The organism is Rhodococcus sp. B50 (assembly GCF_013602415.1).
GTDB lineage: Bacteria > Actinomycetota > Actinomycetes > Mycobacteriales > Mycobacteriaceae > Rhodococcus.
Map to the genome: position 1 here is coordinate 3,799,580 of NZ_WPAG02000002.1, position 19,629 is coordinate 3,819,208.

The 19,629-nt window shown below is 68.4% G+C and carries 17 protein-coding genes; 9 read left to right on the forward strand and 8 right to left on the reverse strand.

What is annotated here, in order from left to right; genetic code table 11:
- Window positions 1–105: 105 nt before the first annotated feature.
- The 5 genes from GON09_RS17870 to GON09_RS17890 all read left to right on the forward strand — a co-directional run bounded on the left by GON09_RS17870 (window position 106) and on the right by GON09_RS17890 (window position 7,243).
- The gene (locus GON09_RS17870; protein ID WP_213932953.1) at window positions 106–4,191 is read left to right on the forward strand and encodes a bifunctional nitrate reductase/sulfite reductase flavoprotein subunit alpha; all 4,086 of its coding nucleotides are present in this window, start codon (window positions 106–108) and stop codon (window positions 4,189–4,191) included.
- A gap of 64 nt (window positions 4,192–4,255) precedes the next feature.
- Window positions 4,256–4,660, forward strand: a complete 405-nt coding sequence (locus GON09_RS17875; RefSeq protein ID WP_213932954.1) for a TOBE domain-containing protein — start codon at window positions 4,256–4,258, stop codon at window positions 4,658–4,660.
- Window positions 4,657–5,403: a molybdate ABC transporter substrate-binding protein gene (gene modA / locus GON09_RS17880; RefSeq protein WP_213932955.1), complete on the forward strand. Its 747-nt coding sequence runs from the start codon at window positions 4,657–4,659 to the stop codon at window positions 5,401–5,403. The genes GON09_RS17875 and modA overlap by 4 nt, the downstream gene beginning before the upstream one ends.
- Window positions 5,400–6,185 carry an ABC transporter permease gene (locus GON09_RS17885; RefSeq protein ID WP_213932956.1) on the forward strand — a complete coding sequence of 262 codons (786 nt, stop codon included), beginning with the start codon at window positions 5,400–5,402 and terminating at the stop codon, window positions 6,183–6,185. Before modA ends, GON09_RS17885 begins: the two co-directional genes overlap by 4 nt.
- Window positions 6,182–7,243: a sulfate/molybdate ABC transporter ATP-binding protein gene (locus GON09_RS17890; RefSeq protein WP_213932957.1), complete on the forward strand. Its 1,062-nt coding sequence runs from the start codon at window positions 6,182–6,184 to the stop codon at window positions 7,241–7,243. The genes GON09_RS17885 and GON09_RS17890 overlap by 4 nt, the downstream gene beginning before the upstream one ends.
- Before the next feature lie 23 nt (window positions 7,244–7,266).
- On the opposite strand, the gene GON09_RS17895 is transcribed toward GON09_RS17890, so the two are convergent.
- Together GON09_RS17895 and GON09_RS17900 are read right to left on the reverse strand one after the other, a co-directional pair.
- Window positions 7,267–8,586 (reverse strand): hypothetical protein, encoded by a 1,320-nt coding sequence (locus GON09_RS17895; protein WP_213934511.1) that lies wholly within the window; start codon window positions 8,584–8,586, stop codon window positions 7,267–7,269.
- 10 nt (window positions 8,587–8,596) lie between these two features.
- A complete protein-coding gene (locus GON09_RS17900; protein WP_213932958.1) occupies window positions 8,597–9,544 on the reverse strand; it encodes an NAD-dependent epimerase/dehydratase family protein in 948 nt (315 codons plus the stop codon).
- 166 nt (window positions 9,545–9,710) lie between these two features.
- Between GON09_RS17900 and GON09_RS17905 the strand changes: the two genes are divergently transcribed.
- Together GON09_RS17905 and GON09_RS17910 are read left to right on the forward strand one after the other, a co-directional pair.
- The gene (locus GON09_RS17905) at window positions 9,711–10,379 is read left to right on the forward strand and encodes a TetR/AcrR family transcriptional regulator (protein WP_213934512.1); all 669 of its coding nucleotides are present in this window, start codon (window positions 9,711–9,713) and stop codon (window positions 10,377–10,379) included.
- Between the two features lie 13 nt (window positions 10,380–10,392).
- Entirely contained in the window at window positions 10,393–11,010 is a 618-nt protein-coding gene (locus GON09_RS17910) for a YqgE/AlgH family protein (protein ID WP_213932959.1), read from the forward strand.
- 6 nt (window positions 11,011–11,016) lie between these two features.
- Here GON09_RS17910 and GON09_RS17915 read toward each other — a convergent pair whose 3' ends face one another.
- Both GON09_RS17915 and GON09_RS17920 read right to left on the reverse strand, forming a co-directional pair.
- A complete protein-coding gene (locus GON09_RS17915) occupies window positions 11,017–11,973 on the reverse strand; it encodes a DUF1648 domain-containing protein (protein WP_213932960.1) in 957 nt (318 codons plus the stop codon).
- A 9-nt stretch (window positions 11,974–11,982) separates the two neighbouring features.
- Window positions 11,983–13,137, reverse strand: a complete 1,155-nt coding sequence (locus tag GON09_RS17920) for a helix-turn-helix transcriptional regulator (RefSeq protein ID WP_213932961.1) — start codon at window positions 13,135–13,137, stop codon at window positions 11,983–11,985.
- A gap of 99 nt (window positions 13,138–13,236) precedes the next feature.
- Between GON09_RS17920 and GON09_RS17925 the strand changes: the two genes are divergently transcribed.
- Window positions 13,237–13,890 carry a hemerythrin domain-containing protein gene (locus GON09_RS17925; protein WP_213932962.1) on the forward strand — a complete coding sequence of 218 codons (654 nt, stop codon included), beginning with the start codon at window positions 13,237–13,239 and terminating at the stop codon, window positions 13,888–13,890.
- A 9-nt stretch (window positions 13,891–13,899) separates the two neighbouring features.
- On the opposite strand, the gene GON09_RS17930 is transcribed toward GON09_RS17925, so the two are convergent.
- Window positions 13,900–14,304, reverse strand: a complete 405-nt coding sequence (locus tag GON09_RS17930; protein WP_213932963.1) for an SdpI family protein — start codon at window positions 14,302–14,304, stop codon at window positions 13,900–13,902.
- Between the two features lie 105 nt (window positions 14,305–14,409).
- On the opposite strand from GON09_RS17930, the gene leuS reads away from it, so the two are divergent.
- A complete protein-coding gene (gene leuS / locus GON09_RS17935) occupies window positions 14,410–17,268 on the forward strand; it encodes a leucine--tRNA ligase (RefSeq protein WP_374195339.1) in 2,859 nt (952 codons plus the stop codon).
- Window positions 17,269–17,340: 72 nt separating this feature from the next.
- On the opposite strand, the gene GON09_RS17940 is transcribed toward leuS, so the two are convergent.
- From GON09_RS17940 to GON09_RS17950, 3 genes are all read right to left on the reverse strand, one after another.
- Window positions 17,341–18,000, reverse strand: coding sequence for an IF2 family translation initiation factor (locus GON09_RS17940; RefSeq protein WP_213932965.1), 660 nt, complete (start codon window positions 17,998–18,000; stop codon window positions 17,341–17,343).
- A gap of 61 nt (window positions 18,001–18,061) precedes the next feature.
- Window positions 18,062–18,646 carry a CsbD family protein gene (locus GON09_RS17945; RefSeq protein ID WP_213932966.1) on the reverse strand — a complete coding sequence of 195 codons (585 nt, stop codon included), beginning with the start codon at window positions 18,644–18,646 and terminating at the stop codon, window positions 18,062–18,064.
- A gap of 65 nt (window positions 18,647–18,711) precedes the next feature.
- Complete coding sequence (locus GON09_RS17950; RefSeq protein WP_213932967.1) at window positions 18,712–19,539, reverse strand: alpha/beta hydrolase; 828 nt, start codon at window positions 19,537–19,539, stop codon at window positions 18,712–18,714.
- Window positions 19,540–19,629: the final 90 nt, after the last annotated feature.

The following is a 19,629-nucleotide window of genomic DNA, read 5'->3' on the forward strand; positions in this document are numbered from 1 at the left end:
GGTGAGCCAGATGTCACCGCGTGCTCACCGCGGTTGATGCCACCGCAACACCTCTTCTCCAGCATGGACACCGGCGTAGTCGAGACGGTGCCTAGGAGTTGCGGGATGCAGGACGAGATCACCACGGTGAAATCCACCTGCTCCTACTGCGGTGTGGGATGCGGGATGCTCCTCGACGTCGCCGTCGACCGGGCAACGGGTGATCGACGAGTGGTGAGGGCATACGGAGACAAGGATCATCCGACCAACAGGGGCCGGTTGTGTACGAAGGGCGCGACGAGTGCCGAGATGCTCGCGGCCGGGGGCCGGCTCGAGACGGCGTGGCTGCGTAGCAAGCGGCCCGGTGCCCCGCGTCCCGAGGATGCAGCCGACCTTGCACCGCTCCCCCTCGACGATGCGATCGCCGAGACCGCGCGACGCCTGAGCGATATCGTCGCGGCCCACGGCCCCGACGCGGTGTCCCTCTACGTCTCGGGACAGATGTCCCTCGAGGCCCAGTACCTCGCGACCAAGCTCGCGAAGGGTTATCTGCGCACGTCGCACATGGAGTCGAACTCGAGACTGTGCATGGCCGGCGCCGCCACGGGTTACAAGCAGTCGCTCGGATCCGACGGCCCACCCGGTTCGTACGAGGACTTCGACCACGCCGACGTCTTCTTCGTCTCGGGTTCCAACATGGCCGACTGCCATCCGATCCTGTTCCTCCGGATGATGGATCGGGTCAAGGCGGGAGCGCGGCTGATCGTCGTCGATCCGCGGCGCACCGCCACGGCCGACAAGGCCGACCTGTTCCTGCAGATCGCGCCGGGCACCGACCTCGCGTTGCTCAACGGACTGCTGCATCTGATCGTCGAGAACGGACACGTCGACCGCGCCTTCGTCGAGGAGTACACCGACGGCTGGGACGCGATGGAGTCCTTCCTCGCCGGCTATCCGCCACATCTCGTCGCCGAGATCACCGGCCTGGCCGAAGCCGACATCCGCACGGCGGCGCAGTGGATCGGCGAGGCCGGCGACTGGATGAGCTGCTGGACGATGGGCCTGAACCAGAGCACCCACGGCACGTGGAACACCAACGCCATCTGCAATCTGCACCTCGCGACCGGGGCGATCTCCCGCACCGGCAGCGGTCCGTTCTCCCTCACCGGCCAGCCCAACGCGATGGGTGGCCGCGAGATGGGATACATGGGGCCGGGTCTGCCGGGGCAGCGCAGCGTGCTCTCCGACGACGACCGTGCGTTCGTCGAGGATCGCTGGTCGCTGCCACGCGGCACGCTACGCACCGAGGGCGGCGGCGGCACCGTCGACATGTTCGAGCGGATGGCCGCCGGAGAGATCAAGGCGTGCTGGATCATCTGCACCAATCCCGTGGCGTCGATCGCGAACAGGGGCACCGTTCTCGAGGCACTCGGGAAGGCCGAACTCGTGATCGTGCAGGACGTCTATCTCGAGACCGAAACCGCCACGTACGCAGACGTTCTCCTGCCTGCTGCGTTGTGGGCCGAATCCGAGTACGTCACCGTGGGATCCGACCGCACCGTCAACCTCCTGCAGCAGGCCGTCGAACCTGTCGGCGAGTCGTTGCCCGACTGGGAGATCATCGCGCGGGTCGCGCAGGAGTTGGGCTTCGGCGACGCCTTCGACTACTCGAGTGCCGAGGAGGTCTTCGAGGAGATCACCGGGTTCGCCAATCCGCAGACCGGTTACGACCTGCGCGGCATGACCTACGACCGACTGCGGGAAGGACCCGTGCAGTGGCCGTGCCCACCGCAGTCGACCGACACACGTCATCCCCTCCGCTATCTCAACGACGGCACGAGCCGGACGCCGGTGGTGCGCGAGGACGGATCCAGACCGCGCCTGGCGTTCGCAACCCCCGACGGCCGTGCCCGTTTCTTCCCGCGACCACACATGCCCGCCGCGGAGATGCCCGACGATGAACACCCGTTCGTGCTGAACACCGGACGGGTCCAGCACCAGTGGCACACCCTCACCAAGACGGGGAAGGTCGAGAAACTCACCAAGTTGAATCCCGGGCCGTTCGTCGAGATCAACCCCGAGGACGCACAACACCTTTCGATCGTCGAGGGTGATCGCGTCGAGATCGCGTCGCGTCGGGGGCGAGCCGTGCTACCCGCCGTCGTCACCGATCGGGTGCTCTCCGGAAACTGCTTTGCACCCTTCCACTGGAACGACCTGTTCGGCGACGACCTCGCCGTCAACGCCGTGACGAACGACGCCGTCGACCCGGCCTCGCTGCAACCCGAGTTCAAGGTCTGCGCCGTGTCGGTGCGGAAGGTCGCAGGCGGGAACGGACCGGTACTCGAGGACGGTTCGGTGATCGACCGCCTCGAGGCCGCGCTGGGACTCGAGAGTGTTCCTGCGCCGACCTTCGACGACACCGAACGCGGTTATCTCGCCGGACTTCTCGCCGGGCTCAGGACAGCGGATATCACTGCGACACCCATACTTCCGGAAACAGCACCGTTCCCGGCCGACAAGCGCGCCTGGGTCGACGGCCTGCTCGCCGGAATGTACGCGCACTCGATTCCGGTGCCGGACACGGCGTCCGGTGAGACGGTGCCGGACGGACCGGCCGTCGTGGTGGCCTGGTCGTCGCAGACCGGCAATGCCGAATCCTTCGCGGCGAGTTGTGCACAACGTCTCCGCGACGCCGGTCGAACGGTGCGCCTGACGGGATTGAACGAACTCGATATCGCGACGCTGGCGGACATCGAGGAACTCGTGGTCGTCACGAGTACATTCGGCGACGGCGACCCGCCCGACAACGGTGGATCGTTCTGGCGGGCACTCGACGCCGACACCGCACCCGCTCTGTCCGGAACCCGCTACGCAGTGCTCGCTTTCGGTGACTCGAGCTACGACGACTTCTGTGGTTTCGGGCGACGTCTCGACGAACGTCTCGGTGGCCTCGGTGCGACCCGCCTGACCGCGCGGGTCGATTGCGAACCGGGAGAGGACGCACTCGCACAGAACTGGCTCGACACCCTCGTTCCGCTACTGGGTGGTTCGGCGACCCCGGCCGTGTCGGCCGCGTCCGCTCCCCCGGCTCCGGCGTACACCCGCACTTCACCGCTCGTCACCCGGATCACCCGCAACGTCGCGCTCAGCGGTGCCGGTTCGGCGAAGGACGTGCGCCAGTTCGGATTCGAGATCTTCGATCCCGCTTTCGAATACGAGGCCGGGGACGCGCTCGGGGTGATGCCGACCAACGGCCCGGAGGCCGTCGACGAATGGCTTCAGGTCACCGCACTCGACCCGGAGACCGCTGTCGAACTCGGCGACCGTCCCACCGTTCCGCTGATCGAAGCCGCGACCCGTCACCTCGACATCACCCGGGTCACACCGGAACTGCTGCGGTTCGTACAGAAGCAGAGCGGCAGCGCCGAACTCGCGAAACTTCTGCGACCGGGCAACAAGATCGAGCTGCAGCGGTGGCTGTGGGGACGGCAGGCGATGGACGTCATCGCCGAGTACCCGTTCAAGGCGCCCTGGGGCGAATGGAAGGAACTCCTCGGTCGCCTGCGTCCGCGCCTGTACTCGATCTCGTCGAGCCCCAGGACGAATCCCCGCGAGGTGCAGCTGACGGTGTCGGTGGTGCGCTACGAGTTCGAGGGTCGCTCCCGGGCGGGCGTGTGCTCGTCCTTCCTCGCCGATCACAGCAAGGGCGTGGACATTCCGATCTTCGTGCAGCGCAACGAACACTTCCGGCCACCGGCCCCGGAGACCGACATGATCATGGTCGGTCCGGGCACGGGCATCGCGCCGTTCCGCGGCTTCCTCCACGACCGTCGCGAGGCCGGGCACACGGGTCGCAACTGGCTGTTCTTCGGCGACCAGCGGGCCGAGACCGACTATCTCTACCGCGACGAGATCGAGTCGATGCACGACGACGGCTTCCTCACCGAACTGGGACTGGCCTTCTCCCGCGACCAGCGGCAGAAGATCTACGTGCAGGACCGGATGCGCGAGCACGGCGCGCAGGTGTGGAAGTGGCTGCAGGACGGTGCCCACTTCTACGTGTGCGGCGACGCCGGCCGTATGGCGAAGGACGTCGACGCGGCTCTGCGCGAGGTGGTGCAGGCGCACGGACGGCTCGACCGGGACGCCGCCGCGGCGTACGTCGAGCAGATGGCCGCCGACAAACGGTACGTCCGCGACGTCTACTGATTCCCTTGTTCGTCCGCGGATGCGGATATAACGTGTCGTTCATGACGCATTTGCGGAGACACCCGTGACCTCGATCCGGATCCGCGACGCCGCGTCGTTGCTGGGGGTCAGCGACGACACGGTACGTCGCTGGATCGACCAGGGGTTGCTGCGCGCCGGCAAGGACTCCGCCGGCCGCAAGACCGTCGACGGTCGCGAACTGGCCGAGTTCGCGCGCACCCAGGCGGACTCCGGTCCCGACCTGCTCGGGGTGGGCAGCTCTGCCCGCAACCGCTTCGTCGGACTCGTCACGCGCGTCGTCTCCGACACCGTCATGTCGCAGGTGGAGATGCAGTGTGGTCCGCACCGCATCGTCTCGCTCATGAGCACCGAGGCCGTGACCGAACTCGGTCTCGAGCCGGGCAGCATCGGTGTGGCCGTCGTCAAGGCGACCACCGTCCTCGTCGAGACGCCCGGAGGAGCCGAATGAAGCGCCGGGCGCTCGCCGCACTCGCCGGCGCTGCAGCACTGACGTCGTGCGGCACCGGCGGAGGGGGCTCGGACGTCCTCACGGTCTATGCCGCGGCCTCGCTCCGGGCTCCGTTCACCGAGATCGCCGAACGGTTCGAGGAGACGAAGCCCGGAGTGACGGTGGAGTTCTCGTTCGCCGGCTCGTCCGATCTCGAGACCCAACTCGAGCAGGGTGCGCCGGCCGATGTCTTCGCCTCCGCCGATACCCGCACGATGGACGCCGCCGTCGAGGCCGGGCTCGTTACCGGAGAGCCGATCCCGTTCGCGACCAACACGCTCACGATCGTCACCGAACCCGGAAACCCCGAGAACATCACGTCGTTCGCCGATCTCGCCGGCGAGGATGTCTCGGTGGTCGTGTGCGCGCCCCAGGTGCCGTGCGGTGCGGCCACCACGCGACTCGAGGAGGCCGCCGGTGCCGACCTCGAGCCGGTGTCCGAGGAGTCGTCGGTGAGCGACGTGCTCGGCAAGGTCACCTCGGGTCAAGCCGATGCCGGTCTGGTCTACCTCACGGACGCGATGAGTGCCGGTGACACAGTCACCGTCGTCTCCGTTCCGGAGGCCGCGGAGATCATCAACGTCTATCCCATTGCGAGTCTGTCCGATTCCCGCAACTCTACTCGCGCAGACGAGTTCGTGCGCTTCGTCACCGACGCGGACGGCCGGGCCGTCCTCGCCGATGCAGGCTTCGGTACACCGTGAGCGCGACGGGACTGCCCCGGTGGTTGTTCGTCCCCGCCGCGCTCGGGTTGCTGTTCGTCGTCGTGCCCCTGATGGCGATGCTGCTCACCGTCGACTGGACGACGTTCCCGTCGCTCGTGACGTCCCCGGCGTCCCTCGACGCGCTCGCGTTGAGTCTGCGCACCTCCGCGGCCGCCACGGCACTGTGCCTCGTGCTCGGTGTTCCTCTCGCTGTAGTGCTGGCGCGCAGCACCTTCCGGTGGATATCCGTCATCCGCGGGTTCGTCCTGCTGCCGCTCGTGCTGCCACCGGTCGTGGGCGGTATCGCCCTGCTCTACACCTTCGGACGTCGGGGGCTGATCGGTGAGCATCTCGACGCGCTCGGCGTGCAGATCGCTTTCACGACCACGGCGGTCGTGCTCGCGCAGACCTTCGTCGCGCTGCCCTTCCTCGTCACGAGTCTCGAAGGGGCACTGCGCAGTGCAGGTTCACGCTACGAGGATGTCGCGGCCACGCTCGGGGCGCGCCCCACCACGGTATTCCGGCGTATCACCCTGCCCCTCGTGCTACCCGGTCTCGTCTCGGGCTCGGTGCTCGCATTCGCCCGTGCCCTGGGCGAATTCGGCGCGACCCTCACCTTCGCCGGCAGCCTGCAGGGCGTGACCCGCACGCTGCCGCTCGAGATCTACCTGCAGCGGGAAACCGATCCGGACGCCGCCGTCGCACTGTCACTGGTACTGATCCTGGTGGCCGTCGTGATCGTCGTGGCCGTGTACTCGCGACGGAAGGACCGGGCGCTGTGAGCCTGACGGTGCAGGCCCGGGTCGCCGCCCGCGACGTGGACGTCGAACTGGAGGTCGCGCAGGGCGAGATCGTCGCGGTGCTCGGCCCCAACGGAGCCGGAAAGTCGACGCTGCTGGGTGTGGTGTCCGGACTGCTGCGACCCGATACCGGTCGCGTCGAACTCGACGGACGCGTCCTCACCGACACCGCGACCGGCGTCGCCGTGGCTCCGCATGACCGGTCGGTGGTGCTGCTCGCTCAGCAGGCCCTGCTGTTTCCGCACCTGACGGTCGCGGGCAACGTCGAGTTCGCGCCGCGCAGTGCGGGGGTGGGTCGGAGTGAAGCCCGGGCCCGCGCCGAGACATGGCTGCGGGAGGTCGATGCCGCAGACTTCGCCGATCGCCGTCCGCACGAACTGTCGGGCGGGCAGGCGCAGCGGGCCGCGCTCGCGCGTGCCCTGGCGGCCGAACCGCACCTGCTGCTGCTCGACGAGCCGATGGCCGCGCTCGACGTCACCGGGACGCCGGTGCTGCGGTCGTTGCTGCGACGCGTCCTGCGCGACAGCGGACGCACGGCGCTGCTCGTCACCCACGACCCGCTGGACGTGCTTGCACTCGCCGATCGGGTGATCGTGATCGAGGCCGGCCGCATCGTCGAGGACGGGCCGGTGCGCCAGGTGCTGACGCGGCCGCGCAGCGCGTTCGCCGCCCGCATCGCAGGGGCCAACCTCGTCACCGGGACCGTGCGCGAGGAGGCGCTGGAATCCGCCGGTGGTCTCGTCCACGGACGCGTCCACGCCGACTGCGTCCCGGGCGCGCCTGCTGTCGCGGTCTTTGCGCCGTCGGCGGTCGCCGTCTACACCGAACCCCCGCACGGAAGTCCGCGCACTGCCTTGCATGTGACGATCGCGGAACTCGAGGCGCAGGGTTCGACGGTGCTCGTGCGCTCCGACACCGGCATCGCCGCGGAGATCACGACGGCGGCACTCGCCGATCTGGACGTCCATCCGGGCGACTCGGTGTGGTTCGTCGTCAAGGCCACCGAAGTGGGGATCCATCCCGCCACGTTGCGCTCATGAGCGATACCACGCTGGACGCGTGATCAGCACCGCACGCGGCGCACGGCGAACACGGCGACGAGGCCGACCAGGTACACGACCCCACCTGCGACGGCCAGTGCGGGCGTGCGCCCATCGGGATCGATCATGAAGGCCGCCACGACGATCGCACCGAGGAAGGCGATGTTGAAGACGGTGTCCTGCAGTGCGAAGACGCGTCCTCTGCGGGCGTCGTCGATGTCGATCTGCATCGCCGCGTCGCCGGTGAGCTTGATGGTCTGACCGGCGAGGCCGAGCAGGAATGCCGCGGCGAGCAGTGGTCCGGCCGCCACGGTGGTGACGAGCGTGAACTGGACGATCGCGGCGGCGATCAAGCCGACCGTGACGGTGCGTGGACGGCCCAGTCGCGGGATCAGGATCGGTGCGAGCACCGCTGCGAGGAGCATGCCGGCGGCGGTGCAGGCGACCGCGACACCGAATCCGGAGAAGCCTGCAAGCAGATCGGAGTTGCTGTCCCCGGCCGGAGCGCCGGAGTTGTCACCCCCGGCACGCAGTACGAGCACCATGATGAGTGTGTCGATGCCGAACACGATGCGATGCGCGCCGATTCCGAGCATCGCGATCGTGACACCCGGCGCGTCGAGCACGGCACGCGCACCGGTCCGCAGACCCGACAGGACGGTGCGGATCACGGCCCGCGGGCGTATTCCCTCGGGTCCGAGCGCATTCGCGGCGAATCCCGATGCGGCGACCGCTCCGACGATCGAACCACTCACACCGAGAAGCACGGCCGTGCCCGAACCGGTGTCGCCCGCGCCCACGAATCCGATGGTCGCGACCGCCACGGCGGCCCCGGCCGCCGAGACACCCGAACCGACTGTGGCCAGAACGGAATTGACGGGGACGAGCCATGATTGGGACACCACGTGCGGAAGCGATGCCGATATGCCGGCCAGGACGAATCGGCTCACTCCGACGGCGGCGAGCGCGAGCAGCATGAGCGGGGTCTGCGGTCCTCCGAGGAGCAGGACGGCTGCGGCTGCCGCGATGAACACTCCGCGCAGCAGGTTGGCCCACACGAGGACGAGACGCCGGTCCCATCGGTCGAGCAGGGCGCCGGCGAACGGGCCGATCACCGAGTACGGCAACAGCAGCACCGCGAAACCGGCCGCGATCATCACGGGATCGGTGTGACGTTCCGGGTTGAACAGGATCGCCCCGCCGAGTGCGGCCTGGAACAGTCCGTCGCCGAACTGGCTCGCGAAACGCACCCCGGTCAGTCGGACGAGACCCGGCGAGTGCCGCAGGGCGGTCGCGGTCGATCGCCACGCCCGCTGCCTGGACTGCTGCCCGGTGTCTCGCACAAGCACGACACTATCGGCTCCGCCACCATTCGACCGTGCGGGCGGCCGCCTCGTCGAGCGGGGTCGGGGCCAAACCCAGCACCTGTTCCGTGCGCGTGGAGTCCATGACGAACGGGGCGGTGAACTGGTAGAGCATCTCGGCGAGTTCCTTCATGTCCTTGTTCACGGCGGCGCCTGCCCGCACCAGCCAGGACGGGATCGTCCCCACCGCGGGCGCGGGCAGGCCGGCTGCCCCGGCGAAGGCGCCGGCGATCTCGCGCTGCGTGACGGCCGGTCCGGTGGGTGCGTGGAGCACGGAGTTCCACACCGCCGGCTCCCCCGCCGCCGCGATCATCGCCGCGGCCAGGTCGGGCACGTAGGTGAACGAGTGCGGGAGATCGGCGGAACCGAGCACCCGCACCTTCCTGCCGGCGAGCACTGTGGGCACCATGCGTTCTCCGGCCATCGCGTTCAGTGCCCGGGGACCGAAGAAGTCCGATGCCACGACGCTCACCGTCGGTGCACGATGGGCGGCGCGGGCAGCGAGAAGTTGCCGCCGGACACCGCGCTTGCCGGTGTCGGCCGAGCGGGGTGAGTCCTCGGTCATGAGCCGGTCGGGTTCGCTGTACGAGTAGAGACTTTCGGGGAAGACGACGACCGTCTTGTCCGACAGTTGCGCGGCGGCGTCGAGGACGACCCGTTCGGCGACGGGGAGCTCGCGGGCCCACACGTCGGCGCGGTAGGCGGACCCGTGGACGCACATGTACACGGTGTCGGCGGGAAGCCCGTCCTCGTCGGCGAAGGCTGCGGCCACGGCCTCGGGGTCCGTGACGTCGACGCGCAGGCGTTCGATGCCGTCACCTTCCGGGCCGCTGCCCGATCGGGTGAGAACCCGCACGCGATGTCCTTGTGCGGCAAGTTGTTCGGCCACGGTCCAGCCGACGGGTCCGGCTCCTGCGACCACCCGGAGATGCGACATGATCCCTCGATTCGGAAAAGTGTGAGCACTGCTCTCTGATGGATGCGACGATCCTCCTCGCACTCGGGATTGTCAAGAGCAGCGCTCTCTTTTGTTGACGGTGCTCACTGATCGACGGCAGAATGGCCCGGTGACGACACCACGAGCCCGTGCACGCGCGCAGACGATGACCGACATCCTCCGGATCGGCCGCGAGCATCTCGCAACGCACGGCGCTGCTGCGCTGTCCCTGCGGGCTGTCGCCCGCGACCTCGGCGTCGTCTCCTCCGCCGTCTATCGCTACGTTTCGAGCCGCGACGAACTGCTGACCCTGCTCGTCGTCGACGCCTACGAGGAACTCGGCGACACCGTCGACCGTGCCGTCGAGGCGGTCGACCCGTCCGACCACCGCGAGCGTTTCCTCGCTCTCGGGCGAGCCGTACGCGCGTGGGCCCTGGCCGAACCGGCCCGCTACGGGCTGCTGTTCGGCAGTCCCGTGCCCGGTTATGCAGCCCCCGCCGAGCGCACCACCGCACCCGGTATCCGTGTCGTCCTGCGACTGGCACGGATCCTGGACGAGGCGCACGCCGCGGGTGACCTGGACGTCACGACCGATACTCGACCTCCGGAAAGCCTGGGCGAACCCTTCGGGAAGATCAGGAACGAGTTTTCCCTCACTGTCCCGGATTCCGTACTGGCACGAGGCATCTGGGCGTGGCCGTCGCTGTTCGGAGTCGTGAGTTTCGAGGTTTTCGGGCAGTACGGCCCCGACACTTTTCCGGACCGCGGGGTCCTGTTCGAGCACCATCTCGACCTGTTGGCACATACCGTCGGGTTCCGGCCCACGCGCCGGTGACGGCGGTGACAGAATGGCTGACGTGGCGCAGCATCAGGACGAACCCGAGGATCGCACCGCACCCTCGACACCCAGGGTGCGGGCCGGCAGCCTACTCGTCTCCGCCACCGACCTCACCGAGCCGACCTTCCGCCGCACCGTCGTCTACATCATCGAGCACACCGATGCGGGCAGCTTCGGCGTCGTCCTGAACCGCATCAGCGACACCTCGGTCGACGCCATGCTGCCGCAGTGGTCGTGGCTCGCCACCGAACCGAAGTCCCTGTTCGTGGGTGGTCCCGTCCACCGCAGTTCCGCACTGTGCCTCGGCACACTGCGGGTGGGGGCCGACATCACGGACGTGCCGGGCATCCGCCACGTCGACGGCCGTGTCGCGATGATCGACCTCGACGCCGATCCCGGGCACATCACCCACTACGTCGAGGGTGTGCGGATCTTCGCGGGCTATGCGGGATGGAGTGCCGGTCAGCTCGACGGCGAACTGCGCAACGACGACTGGATGGTGGTTTCGGCACTACCCGGAGACGTGCTCGCCCCCGCGCATCTCGACCTGTGGGCGAGGGTGCTGCGACGCCAGCCGCTGCCGATGGCTCTGCTCGCGACCCACCCCATCGAGGTCGAGCGCAACTGAGCGGCCTCAGCGGTCGTCGGCGAGAGTGTTGAGCGCGCCGGCCATCTCCTCGGCCCTCGTTGCGGTCACGGTGAACTCGTGTCCCGAGGCCGTGGTCACCACGACGGCGGGTCCGGTGCGGGTGACCAGGCCGTACCGTTTGCCACCCTTGGCACGCAGCCCCCAGCCACCCCAGTCCTGGAAAGGCCGGGTCTCGGTAACCTTCGCGCCGACGATCTCGTCGAGGTCGTAGCCGAGGGCGTCGGTCGCCAGGTTCGACACCCGGATCCCGTCCGAGTCGACCACCACGGTGTAGCGCAGCAGACCCAGGACGAGGAGACCGACCGGGGCGATCAGGCCCAGGGGCCACCAGCTCTGCACAGCGGCACACACGAGGAACGCCGGGATCAGGACGAGCAGCGACAGTGCCGCCGTCGTGCCCGCACCGGTACCCACCTGCTCGACGATCGGCAGTTCGGCCCGGCCGCGCGGGAGTGCCGGATCCGGAGCGGCGGTCGCCACCTTCCGTTCCCGGCCGTCGCGCAGGAGTCGACCACCGAACCAGCCCGTCGCGATACCCGTCCACATCCCGAGTACTGCGGGCCACCCCTCCAGCGGTGCCTGCGTGGCGTCGGTCGTGTCGAGCTGTCCTGCGAGACCGGCGAGGAACAGCGCGGTGATCGTGCCGGTCACTCCGAGACCGATCGCGAGCATGTAGCGGCGCATGAGCAGCTGCGCCTGCGCGAGCGCGGCGATCGCGCAACAGCCACCCCCGACGAGCACGATCAGCAGGGCGGCGGTCCACGCCGAGGTCATGGGCGACCCGAACGAGTCGGGGGTCGTGCCCGACCAGTGCGTCGCGATCTCACCGGGCAATCGTGGGAGCCACGAGCGGGTGAGCACGAGTACGGACACGGCGCACAGCACCGGAACGGCCAGTCCGAGCAGCGCCCCCACAAGGTCGACCTGACGCGTCGTCGTCATGGGGTCAGCCTAGGGGCGTACCTCCACCGCTGCCGTCTTCGTTCCGTTCTCGTCGAACCATCCGTCGGGTCGCAGGTCCGCACCGAACCGGGGCATGTACTCGGTACATGCGAGTCGCGAGACGAGGCTGCGACGACTGTTCACGCCGGTCTTGGTGAAGATGCTCTTCAGATGGTCCTGCACCGTGTACGGGCTGATGAACAACCGGCTCGCGATCTCGTTGCGCGACCGTCCGGCGAGAACTTCGACGAGTACTTCCGATTCGCGTGGCGTCAGACCGTAGGCGGCGGTGACCAGGGTGACGATCTCGGGCAGACGTGCCCGTTCGAAGGTCATGACGACGCGGCCGGTCTCGTCGAAGATCGCGGCCCGCAATACTGCCCACTCACCGTCGAGGGTGCGTAGGCGCACGGTCGCGGGAGTGGGTCGTGTCCTGCGGACCTGGCGGGCGATCACGTGCGCCGGTCCGGGGCGACCCTGGGCGGGACTGCCCCAGCCGAGTCGTTCGAACCAGACCGCCGCCGATGTGGTGACGGAATCGAACTCGTCGTCGGCCCCGATCACGACCACGGCCGGACCCGGGCACCCACACGTGGTGCCGGCGACCTCCGCGCCTCGTGTCCGCTCGGACGCGTCCCGGATCAGCGTGGAACGGAAGCCGTTCGCGATGTCGTGGAGGACGTCGTCGAGCATTGCGAGTTCGGCATCGGTGAAGCCTCGGCCCGGTCCGCGCAGGAGCTCTCCGACACCCCAGCACCGACGGCCGCTGTCACGGAAGACCAACTGCAGCTCGTGCCCCATGCCCAGTTGCGACACGAGTTCGAGATAGCGGCGGGTGCCGTGTCCCGCTCCGGGTCCGGAGGGCTCCTCGATGCGGCGCACCCCGGCCGGGCGATGAATGAGCACGTAAAGGCTGTCCGGATCGAGATCCGGGCCGTACTCGATCTCGATCGACAGCCGGAGAACCCCCACAGGGTCGTCGAGACCACGGGTGGTGAAGCCGGTGGGGACCACGACGGCCGGGTCGACGGGTGCCAGACAGCCACCGTCGTACGGAACGAAGGCACCGAGCACGTCCATCACGAACTCGCGGAACTGTGCCCCGTCCGCCGCTGCGGACGCTGCGTCGTGGATACCTGCCCTCAATCGCTGCGCGGAGCGCATATCCCGAAGTATCCCCCTCGAATGTGGGATTGAGAACATCTCGCGAGGTGACGACGCTCGTAACACGGGGAGATTCATCCGAAAGTCGAGGTGCCCGTCATGACTACCACCCACGCTGCACCGATGTCCGAGGAAGACCTCGAGGTCGTGCGATTGATCCATGCCGCCCTGCGCCGCGACACAGAACGTCTGGCCGACTTCGCAGAGACATGGCGGACCGCCGACCCCGGAAAGCACGACGCGTTGCTCCTCGGGTGGCACGGCTTCAGCACCGAACTGCACACGCACCATTCCATCGAGGACGTCTACGTCTGGCCGTTCATGCGGCCGCGGCTCGCCCACGATGCGGGGGCGATGGAGGTGCTCGATGCGATGGAGGCCGAACATTCCGTGATCGATCCGGCGCTGGCGGAGATCGAGAACGCGCTCGACGACCGCGACACGGGGACCGAGCGGCTCGGCGGTCTGCTCGACGGTCTCGTGACGTCGCTGGGTGCTCATCTCGCACACGAGGAGCGTGACGCCTTCCCCCTGATGGAGCAGTCCATCACCCAGGAGGAATGGCACGACATCTCGATGCGGGCGTTCGGGCAACTGGACAAACGCGAGGTCTCCGAGATGCTGCCCTACCTCTTCGAGGGAGCACCGAAGGACCGCGTGGCCATCGTGCTGAAGAGTCTCCCGGTACCGGTACGGGTGCTCAACCGGTTCTGGTGGACCCCGCGCTACGCACGGGCGCGCCGTTGGGAGTGAAGGACGACCTCAGGCGGTCGGCTCGCACGCCCCGCGCAGGCTGCATGCACCGCACGAGGTACCGCAGCCGGCCGTCTCCTCGGGCTTGGTCGCCGCGGCGACCCGCGCTGCGACGGATCCACCGGCCCCGGCGGTGAGCAGGGCGGCCACCACGGTGACGATCACCGCGATGATCCCGGCGACGGTGGGCAGGGTCAGCGACGCGACCGCGCCGACGGCGAGCAGTACCGCAGAACCCAGCATGCTGGGTGCGGCGACCTTGTTGGCCAGCGCGAACGCGTCGTCGTCACGCAGCGACTCCGGGGTGCGCACACCGGCCCAGCGGTTGCGCGGGAGCTTGCCGGTCAGTGCCGCGACACCCACCGCGCCGACGACGAGAGCGAGCACGAAGAGCAGGACAGCGACGATGAGCACCCGACCAGGATACGCGTCGGGCGGTGCCACCGGTCCGTGCGGGTGGGGGCACGTTCTACCCTGGTGGGAGCCCTCACACGCCCGGCCGAGTAGATAGTGATCATCGTGACCCGTCCCGTACAGACTTCCCAGCAGGAACCCGGCAGCACCCCACAGCATCGGTACACCGCCGAGCTCGCGGGGCGGATCGAGCAGCGCTGGCAGGAGCTGTGGCGCGAGCGCGGCACCTTCCATGCCCCCAATCCGGTCGGCGATCTCGCCGGCGACGTTCCGGCCGACAAGCTGTTCGTGCAGGACATGTTTCCGTATCCGTCGGGCTCGGGTCTGCACGTGGGCCATCCGCTCGGCTACATCGCCACCGACGTGTACGCGCGGTTCCATCGCATGCAGGGCCGCAACGTGCTGCATGCCCTCGGCTACGACGCCTTCGGTCTGCCGGCCGAGCAATACGCCGTGCAGACGGGCACGCACCCGCGCACGACCACCGAGGCGAACATCACGAACATGAAGCGCCAGCTCGGTCGCCTCGGGCTCGGGCACGACGACCGTCGCTCGGTCGCGACCACCGACGTCGACTTCTACCACTGGACGCAGTGGATCTTCCTGACGATCTACAACGCCTGGTACGACCGCGAGGCCGGCCGTGCCCGCCGCATCTCCGAACTCGTGGCCGAGTTCGAGGGTGGCACCCGCAGCCTCGAGGACGGCCGCGGCTGGGCGTCGCTGTCGGAGGCCGAGCGCGCCGACGTCATCGACTCGTATCGTCTGGTGTACCGGTCGGATTCGCTCGTCAACTGGTGCCCCGGCCTGGGAACGGTGCTCGCGAACGAGGAGGTCACGGCCGACGGACGTTCCGAGCGCGGCAACTTCCCCGTCTTCCGGAAGAACCTGCGGCAGTGGATGATGCGCATCACGGCGTACTCCGACCGCCTCATCGACGATCTCGAGTATCTGGACTGGCCCGAGAAGGTCAAGTCGATGCAGCGCAACTGGATCGGCCGTTCGCACGGTGCGCAGGTGAAGTTCGCTGTTGCCGAACATGATTCGGCGATCGAGGTGTTCACCACCCGCCCCGACACCCTGTTCGGGGCCAGCTACGTGACCCTCGCTCCCGAACACGAGCTCGTCGACCGGATCGCCGGTGCGTCGTGGCCCGAGGGCGTGGACGAGCGGTGGACCGGCGGTGCCGCCGATCCGGCTTCCGCGGTCGCGGCCTACCGCGCCTCGATCGCCGCGAAGTCCGATCTCGAGCGGCAGGAGTCGAAGGAGAAGACCGGTGTCTTCCTCGGCGCCTATGCCGTGAACCCGGTCAACGGCGAGAAGCTGCCGATCTTCATCGCCGACTACGTCCTCACCGGCTACGGCACCGGCGCGATCATGGCCGTGCCCGGCCACGATCAGCGCGACTGGGAGTTCGCGACCGCTTTCGGTCTGCCGATCCGTGAGGTCATCGCCGGTGGCGACGTCACCGTCGAGGCCTACACCGGCGACGGTGCACTGGTGAACTCCGGGCTGCTCGACGGTCTCGACGTCGCCGAGGCGAAGAAGACGATCGTCGCGAAGCTCGAAGCGGACGGTGCCGGTCGCGGCACCATCCAGTACAAGCTCCGCGACTGGCTGTTCGCGCGGCAGCGGTACTGGGGCGAGCCGTTCCCGATCGTCTACGACGAGCAGGGACGTGCGCACGCGCTCCCCGAATCGGCTCTGCCGGTGGAGCTTCCGGAGGTGGAGGACTACGCGCCGGTCTCCTTCGATCCGGACGACGCCGACTCCGAGCCGTCGCCTCCGCTCGCGAAGGCCACCGACTGGGTGAACGTCGAACTCGACCTCGGCGACGGCCTGCAGCGCTATACGCGCGACACGAACGTCATGCCGCAGTGGGCCGGCAGCTCGTGGTACCAGCTGCGTTACATCGACCCCACAAACTCGGATGCCTTCTGCAACAAGGAGAACGAGGCCTACTGGACCGGTCCCCGGCCGGAGGCGCACGGCCCTGACGATCCGGGCGGTGTCGACCTGTACGTCGGCGGTGTCGAGCACGCGGTGCTGCACCTGCTGTACGCGCGGTTCTGGCACAAGGTGCTCTTCGACCTCGGTTACGTCACCTCCTCGGAGCCCTACCGTCGCCTGTTCAACCAGGGCTACATCCAGGCCTACGCCTACACCGACTCGCGTGGTGTGTACGTGCCGGCCGACGAGGTCGTCGAACGCGACGGCACGTTCTACTGGACGGGCCCGGACGGTGAGCAGGAAGTCGCCCGTGAGTACGGGAAGATGGGCAAGTCGCTCAAGAACTCTGTCGGCCCCGACCAGATCTGCGACGACTACGGTGCCGACACCCTGCGCGTCTACGAGATGTCGATGGGTCCGCTCGACCAGTCGCGTCCGTGGGCGACCAAGGATGTCGTCGGTGCGCAGCGGTTCCTGCAGCGTGCGTGGCGTCTCGTCGTCGACGAGGAGAGCGGCGACCTGCGCGTCACCGACGAGTCCCCGGGCGACGACACTTTGCGGGCGCTCAACAAGGCGGTGGAGGGTGTGTCCGACGACTACGCCCACCTGCGCGACAACACGGCGATCGCCAAGCTCATCGAGTACACGAACCACCTGACGAAGCAGTACCCGTCGGGTGCTCCGCGTAGCGCCGTCGAACCGCTCGTGCTGATGCTCGCGCCGGTCGCCCCGCACCTCGCCGAGGAGCTGTGGTCGCGGCTCGGCCACACCGAATCGCTTGCGCACGGCCCGTTCCCGGTCGCCGATGAGAAGTGGCTCGTCGAGGACACCGTCGAGTATCCGATCCAGGTCAACGGCAAGGTGCGCAGCCGCATCACCGTCCCGGCCGACGCCACCCCCGACGCGATCGAGGCAGCCGCGCTCGCGGACGAGAAGATCGTCGACCTGCTCGGCGGTGCCGCACCGCGCAAGGTGATCGTGGTTCCCGGCAAGATGGTCAATGTCGTGAAGTAGCAACTGCTTCCGAGGGACGAGACCCCCGGCGCGCACGATGCGCCGGGGGTCTCGTCGATCTGCGGCCGGGGATCAGGGATGCTTGTGCTCGATCTTCTCGAACTCGGCGACCTCGCCCGCATCGTGTGCGCGCTCCTCCGCTTCCTTCGCCTCGAGCTGCTTGGCGACGGCGTCCTTGAGGGAGACCTTGGCAGGCTCGGCGGCCTCCTCCTCGGCCCTGCGAATCCGCTCCTCGTCCTTCTTCTTCGCGGTCTCGGCGGCGCTACGCTTCGCGGCGGCCTCCTGATCGGCCTTCGCGGTCTCGGCGGCCTTCTTCTGCTCCGCCTCCTTCTCCGCCTGCTTCGCGCGTGCCTGCGCACGCTCCCGGGCCTGCTGGACTTCCTTCTCGCGGTCGCGCCGCGCGGCTTCCTGCTCGGCAGCGGCACGTTCACGGGTCCGACGGAGTTCGGCGTCCGCCGCGCGCTTCTCGGCCGCGGCCTGGGCGTCGAGCTTCTCGGCGCGCTTCACCGCGTCGGCGCGTTCGGTGGCGAGGGCCCCGCGCGTGGCGATCTCCCGATCGTCGAGCACGCTGCCGACGATGCCGTCCAGCATGCCCAGTCCCCGCTCGTACATCAGGCGCGGCGGGGCGTCGGTGGGCAGGAACCGCAACTGCTGTTCGATCAATCCCAACGGGAAACGGGCGATCTTGTACTGCAGCCGCAGGACGCTCTTGGGCAGGGTGGTGAGGTTCATGGGCGCATCTCCAACTTCGATGGGGGTACAGCTCCGGTAGGGAATAGCGGTGGTGGGTTCGTCAGCGATCCCGCTCGTCGGTGTCCTGCTCGGTCAGGGCGTGATCGAGGGCTTCGGCCTTGCGCCGTTCCTGCTCGGCCTCGAGACGGGCACGTTCGGCGTCATGGGAGGCTGCGCGGTGGTCTTCCTGTGCCGCCGAGACCTCCGCAGCGGCATCCGTGACCTGGGCATTCTCCTCGCGACGTGCCTGCGCTTCCGCAGCCGTGGCCTCGCGGGCGGCGTCGGACTGCTCCCGGACCACTTTCTCCTGATGTTCGAGTTCGGCGGCCTGTTTGCGGATCCGTGCCTCCCGCTCGGCCTGCGACTCCGCGACCTCGGTCCGGTGCTGCACGGCCTCGCGTTCCTGCTGTCCGGCTTCGCGCACGGCGTCGAGTCGTTCCACAGCCTCGGCGCTCTCGGCCTCCGCCATATGGGAGAGGGTGTCGGCCTTCCGGGTCTGCCGGGCCTGCTCCTGCTCGAGACGGCCTTCGGTGGTGAGGGAATCGTTGCCGGTCAGGGCCCCGGCGACCTCCTTCGCCTTGCCGACCACGGTCTGCTTCAACCCGAGACGTGCCTTGTCGGATGCGCTGTCTTCGGCCACGGTCATCTCCTTCCGTACGGGACACGAAGGGGACGGGCCCCATGGGGTGGGGTAGCCAGGCGCGACGGCCTTCAATCCTCGAGAGACTCGAGAGGCTGGATGTGTGCGCCGACGAAGTCGACGACATCACCCAGGACCTCGTCGCGATTCGTCTCGTTGAAGATCTCGTGCCGCGCGTGGGGATAGGTCTTCGACGAGGACCCGCGACCTGCGAACGACGACCATCCGGTCGCGCTGCCGTCCAAGGGAACGAGCCGATCGTCCTCGCCGTGCAGCCACAGCACGGGCACGTCGTCGACGGTGCCGGCGGCGGTGATGGTGTCGATGCAGGACTTCAGCGCCTGCACGGTGGTGCGCTTGAACGGCCCGTGCCAGACGAGCGGGTCGGCCACGTAGGCGCGACCCACCTCGGGGTCGCGGGAGAGGGTCGACGGGTCGATGGGGGTATCCGGGATCTCCTCGGCCGCGAGCAGGGCATCGGCCGCCGCCCACCTGCCGAGTACCGGACCGGACAGGACGACGGCGGCCAGCTCCGAACCGTATCGCTGCGCGTACCGGGCGGCGATCATGCCGCCCATCGAGTGCCCGATGAGCACGACCGGCAGGTCGGGATGCTCGCGTCGCGCCGTGAGATCGAGCAGCCGGAAGTCGTCGACCACCTTCTCGAAGTCGTCGATCAGTACACGTTCGCCGTCGCTGAGACCGTGACCGACGTGGTCCACCGCGTAGACGGCGGCTCCGTCGGCGACGAGGCGCGTAGCTACGTATTCGTAACGTCCGCAGTGCTCGCCGTAGCCGTGGCACACCAGCGCCACGTAGCGCGGGGCCTCGCCGACCCATGTGCGCGCTGCGAGAGCGCCGGCGTGTCCGTCGAGGGTGAAGGCGACAGCGTCGATCATCGGTTCTCCGATCGTTCCGGGTGATGGCGATGTCATCGTCCTCCGGCGCGGGGTCTTCCGAGTGGGAATCGCGAGTGCATCCGCAGATCC

Bases quoted from the DNA above. Each gene is read 5' to 3' on its own strand.
- GON09_RS17870 (WP_213932953.1), top strand. From the start codon at position 106: ATGCAGGACGAGATCACCACGGTGAAATCCACCTGCTCCTACTGCGGT.
- modA (WP_213932955.1), top strand. From the start codon at position 4,657: ATGAAGCGCCGGGCGCTCGCCGCACTCGCCGGCGCTGCAGCACTGACG.
- GON09_RS17900 (WP_213932958.1), bottom strand. From the start codon at position 9,544: ATGTCGCATCTCCGGGTGGTCGCAGGAGCCGGACCCGTCGGCTGGACC.
- GON09_RS17905 (WP_213934512.1), top strand. From the start codon at position 9,711: ATGACCGACATCCTCCGGATCGGCCGCGAGCATCTCGCAACGCACGGC.
- GON09_RS17910 (WP_213932959.1), top strand. From the start codon at position 10,393: ATGGCTGACGTGGCGCAGCATCAGGACGAACCCGAGGATCGCACCGCA.
- GON09_RS17915 (WP_213932960.1), bottom strand. From the start codon at position 11,973: ATGACGACGACGCGTCAGGTCGACCTTGTGGGGGCGCTGCTCGGACTG.
- GON09_RS17920 (WP_213932961.1), bottom strand. From the start codon at position 13,137: ATGCGCTCCGCGCAGCGATTGAGGGCAGGTATCCACGACGCAGCGTCC.
- GON09_RS17925 (WP_213932962.1), top strand. From the start codon at position 13,237: ATGACTACCACCCACGCTGCACCGATGTCCGAGGAAGACCTCGAGGTC.
- GON09_RS17940 (WP_213932965.1), bottom strand. From the start codon at position 18,000: ATGAACCTCACCACCCTGCCCAAGAGCGTCCTGCGGCTGCAGTACAAG.
- GON09_RS17945 (WP_213932966.1), bottom strand. From the start codon at position 18,646: ATGACCGTGGCCGAAGACAGCGCATCCGACAAGGCACGTCTCGGGTTG.
- GON09_RS17950 (WP_213932967.1), bottom strand. From the start codon at position 19,539: ATGATCGACGCTGTCGCCTTCACCCTCGACGGACACGCCGGCGCTCTC.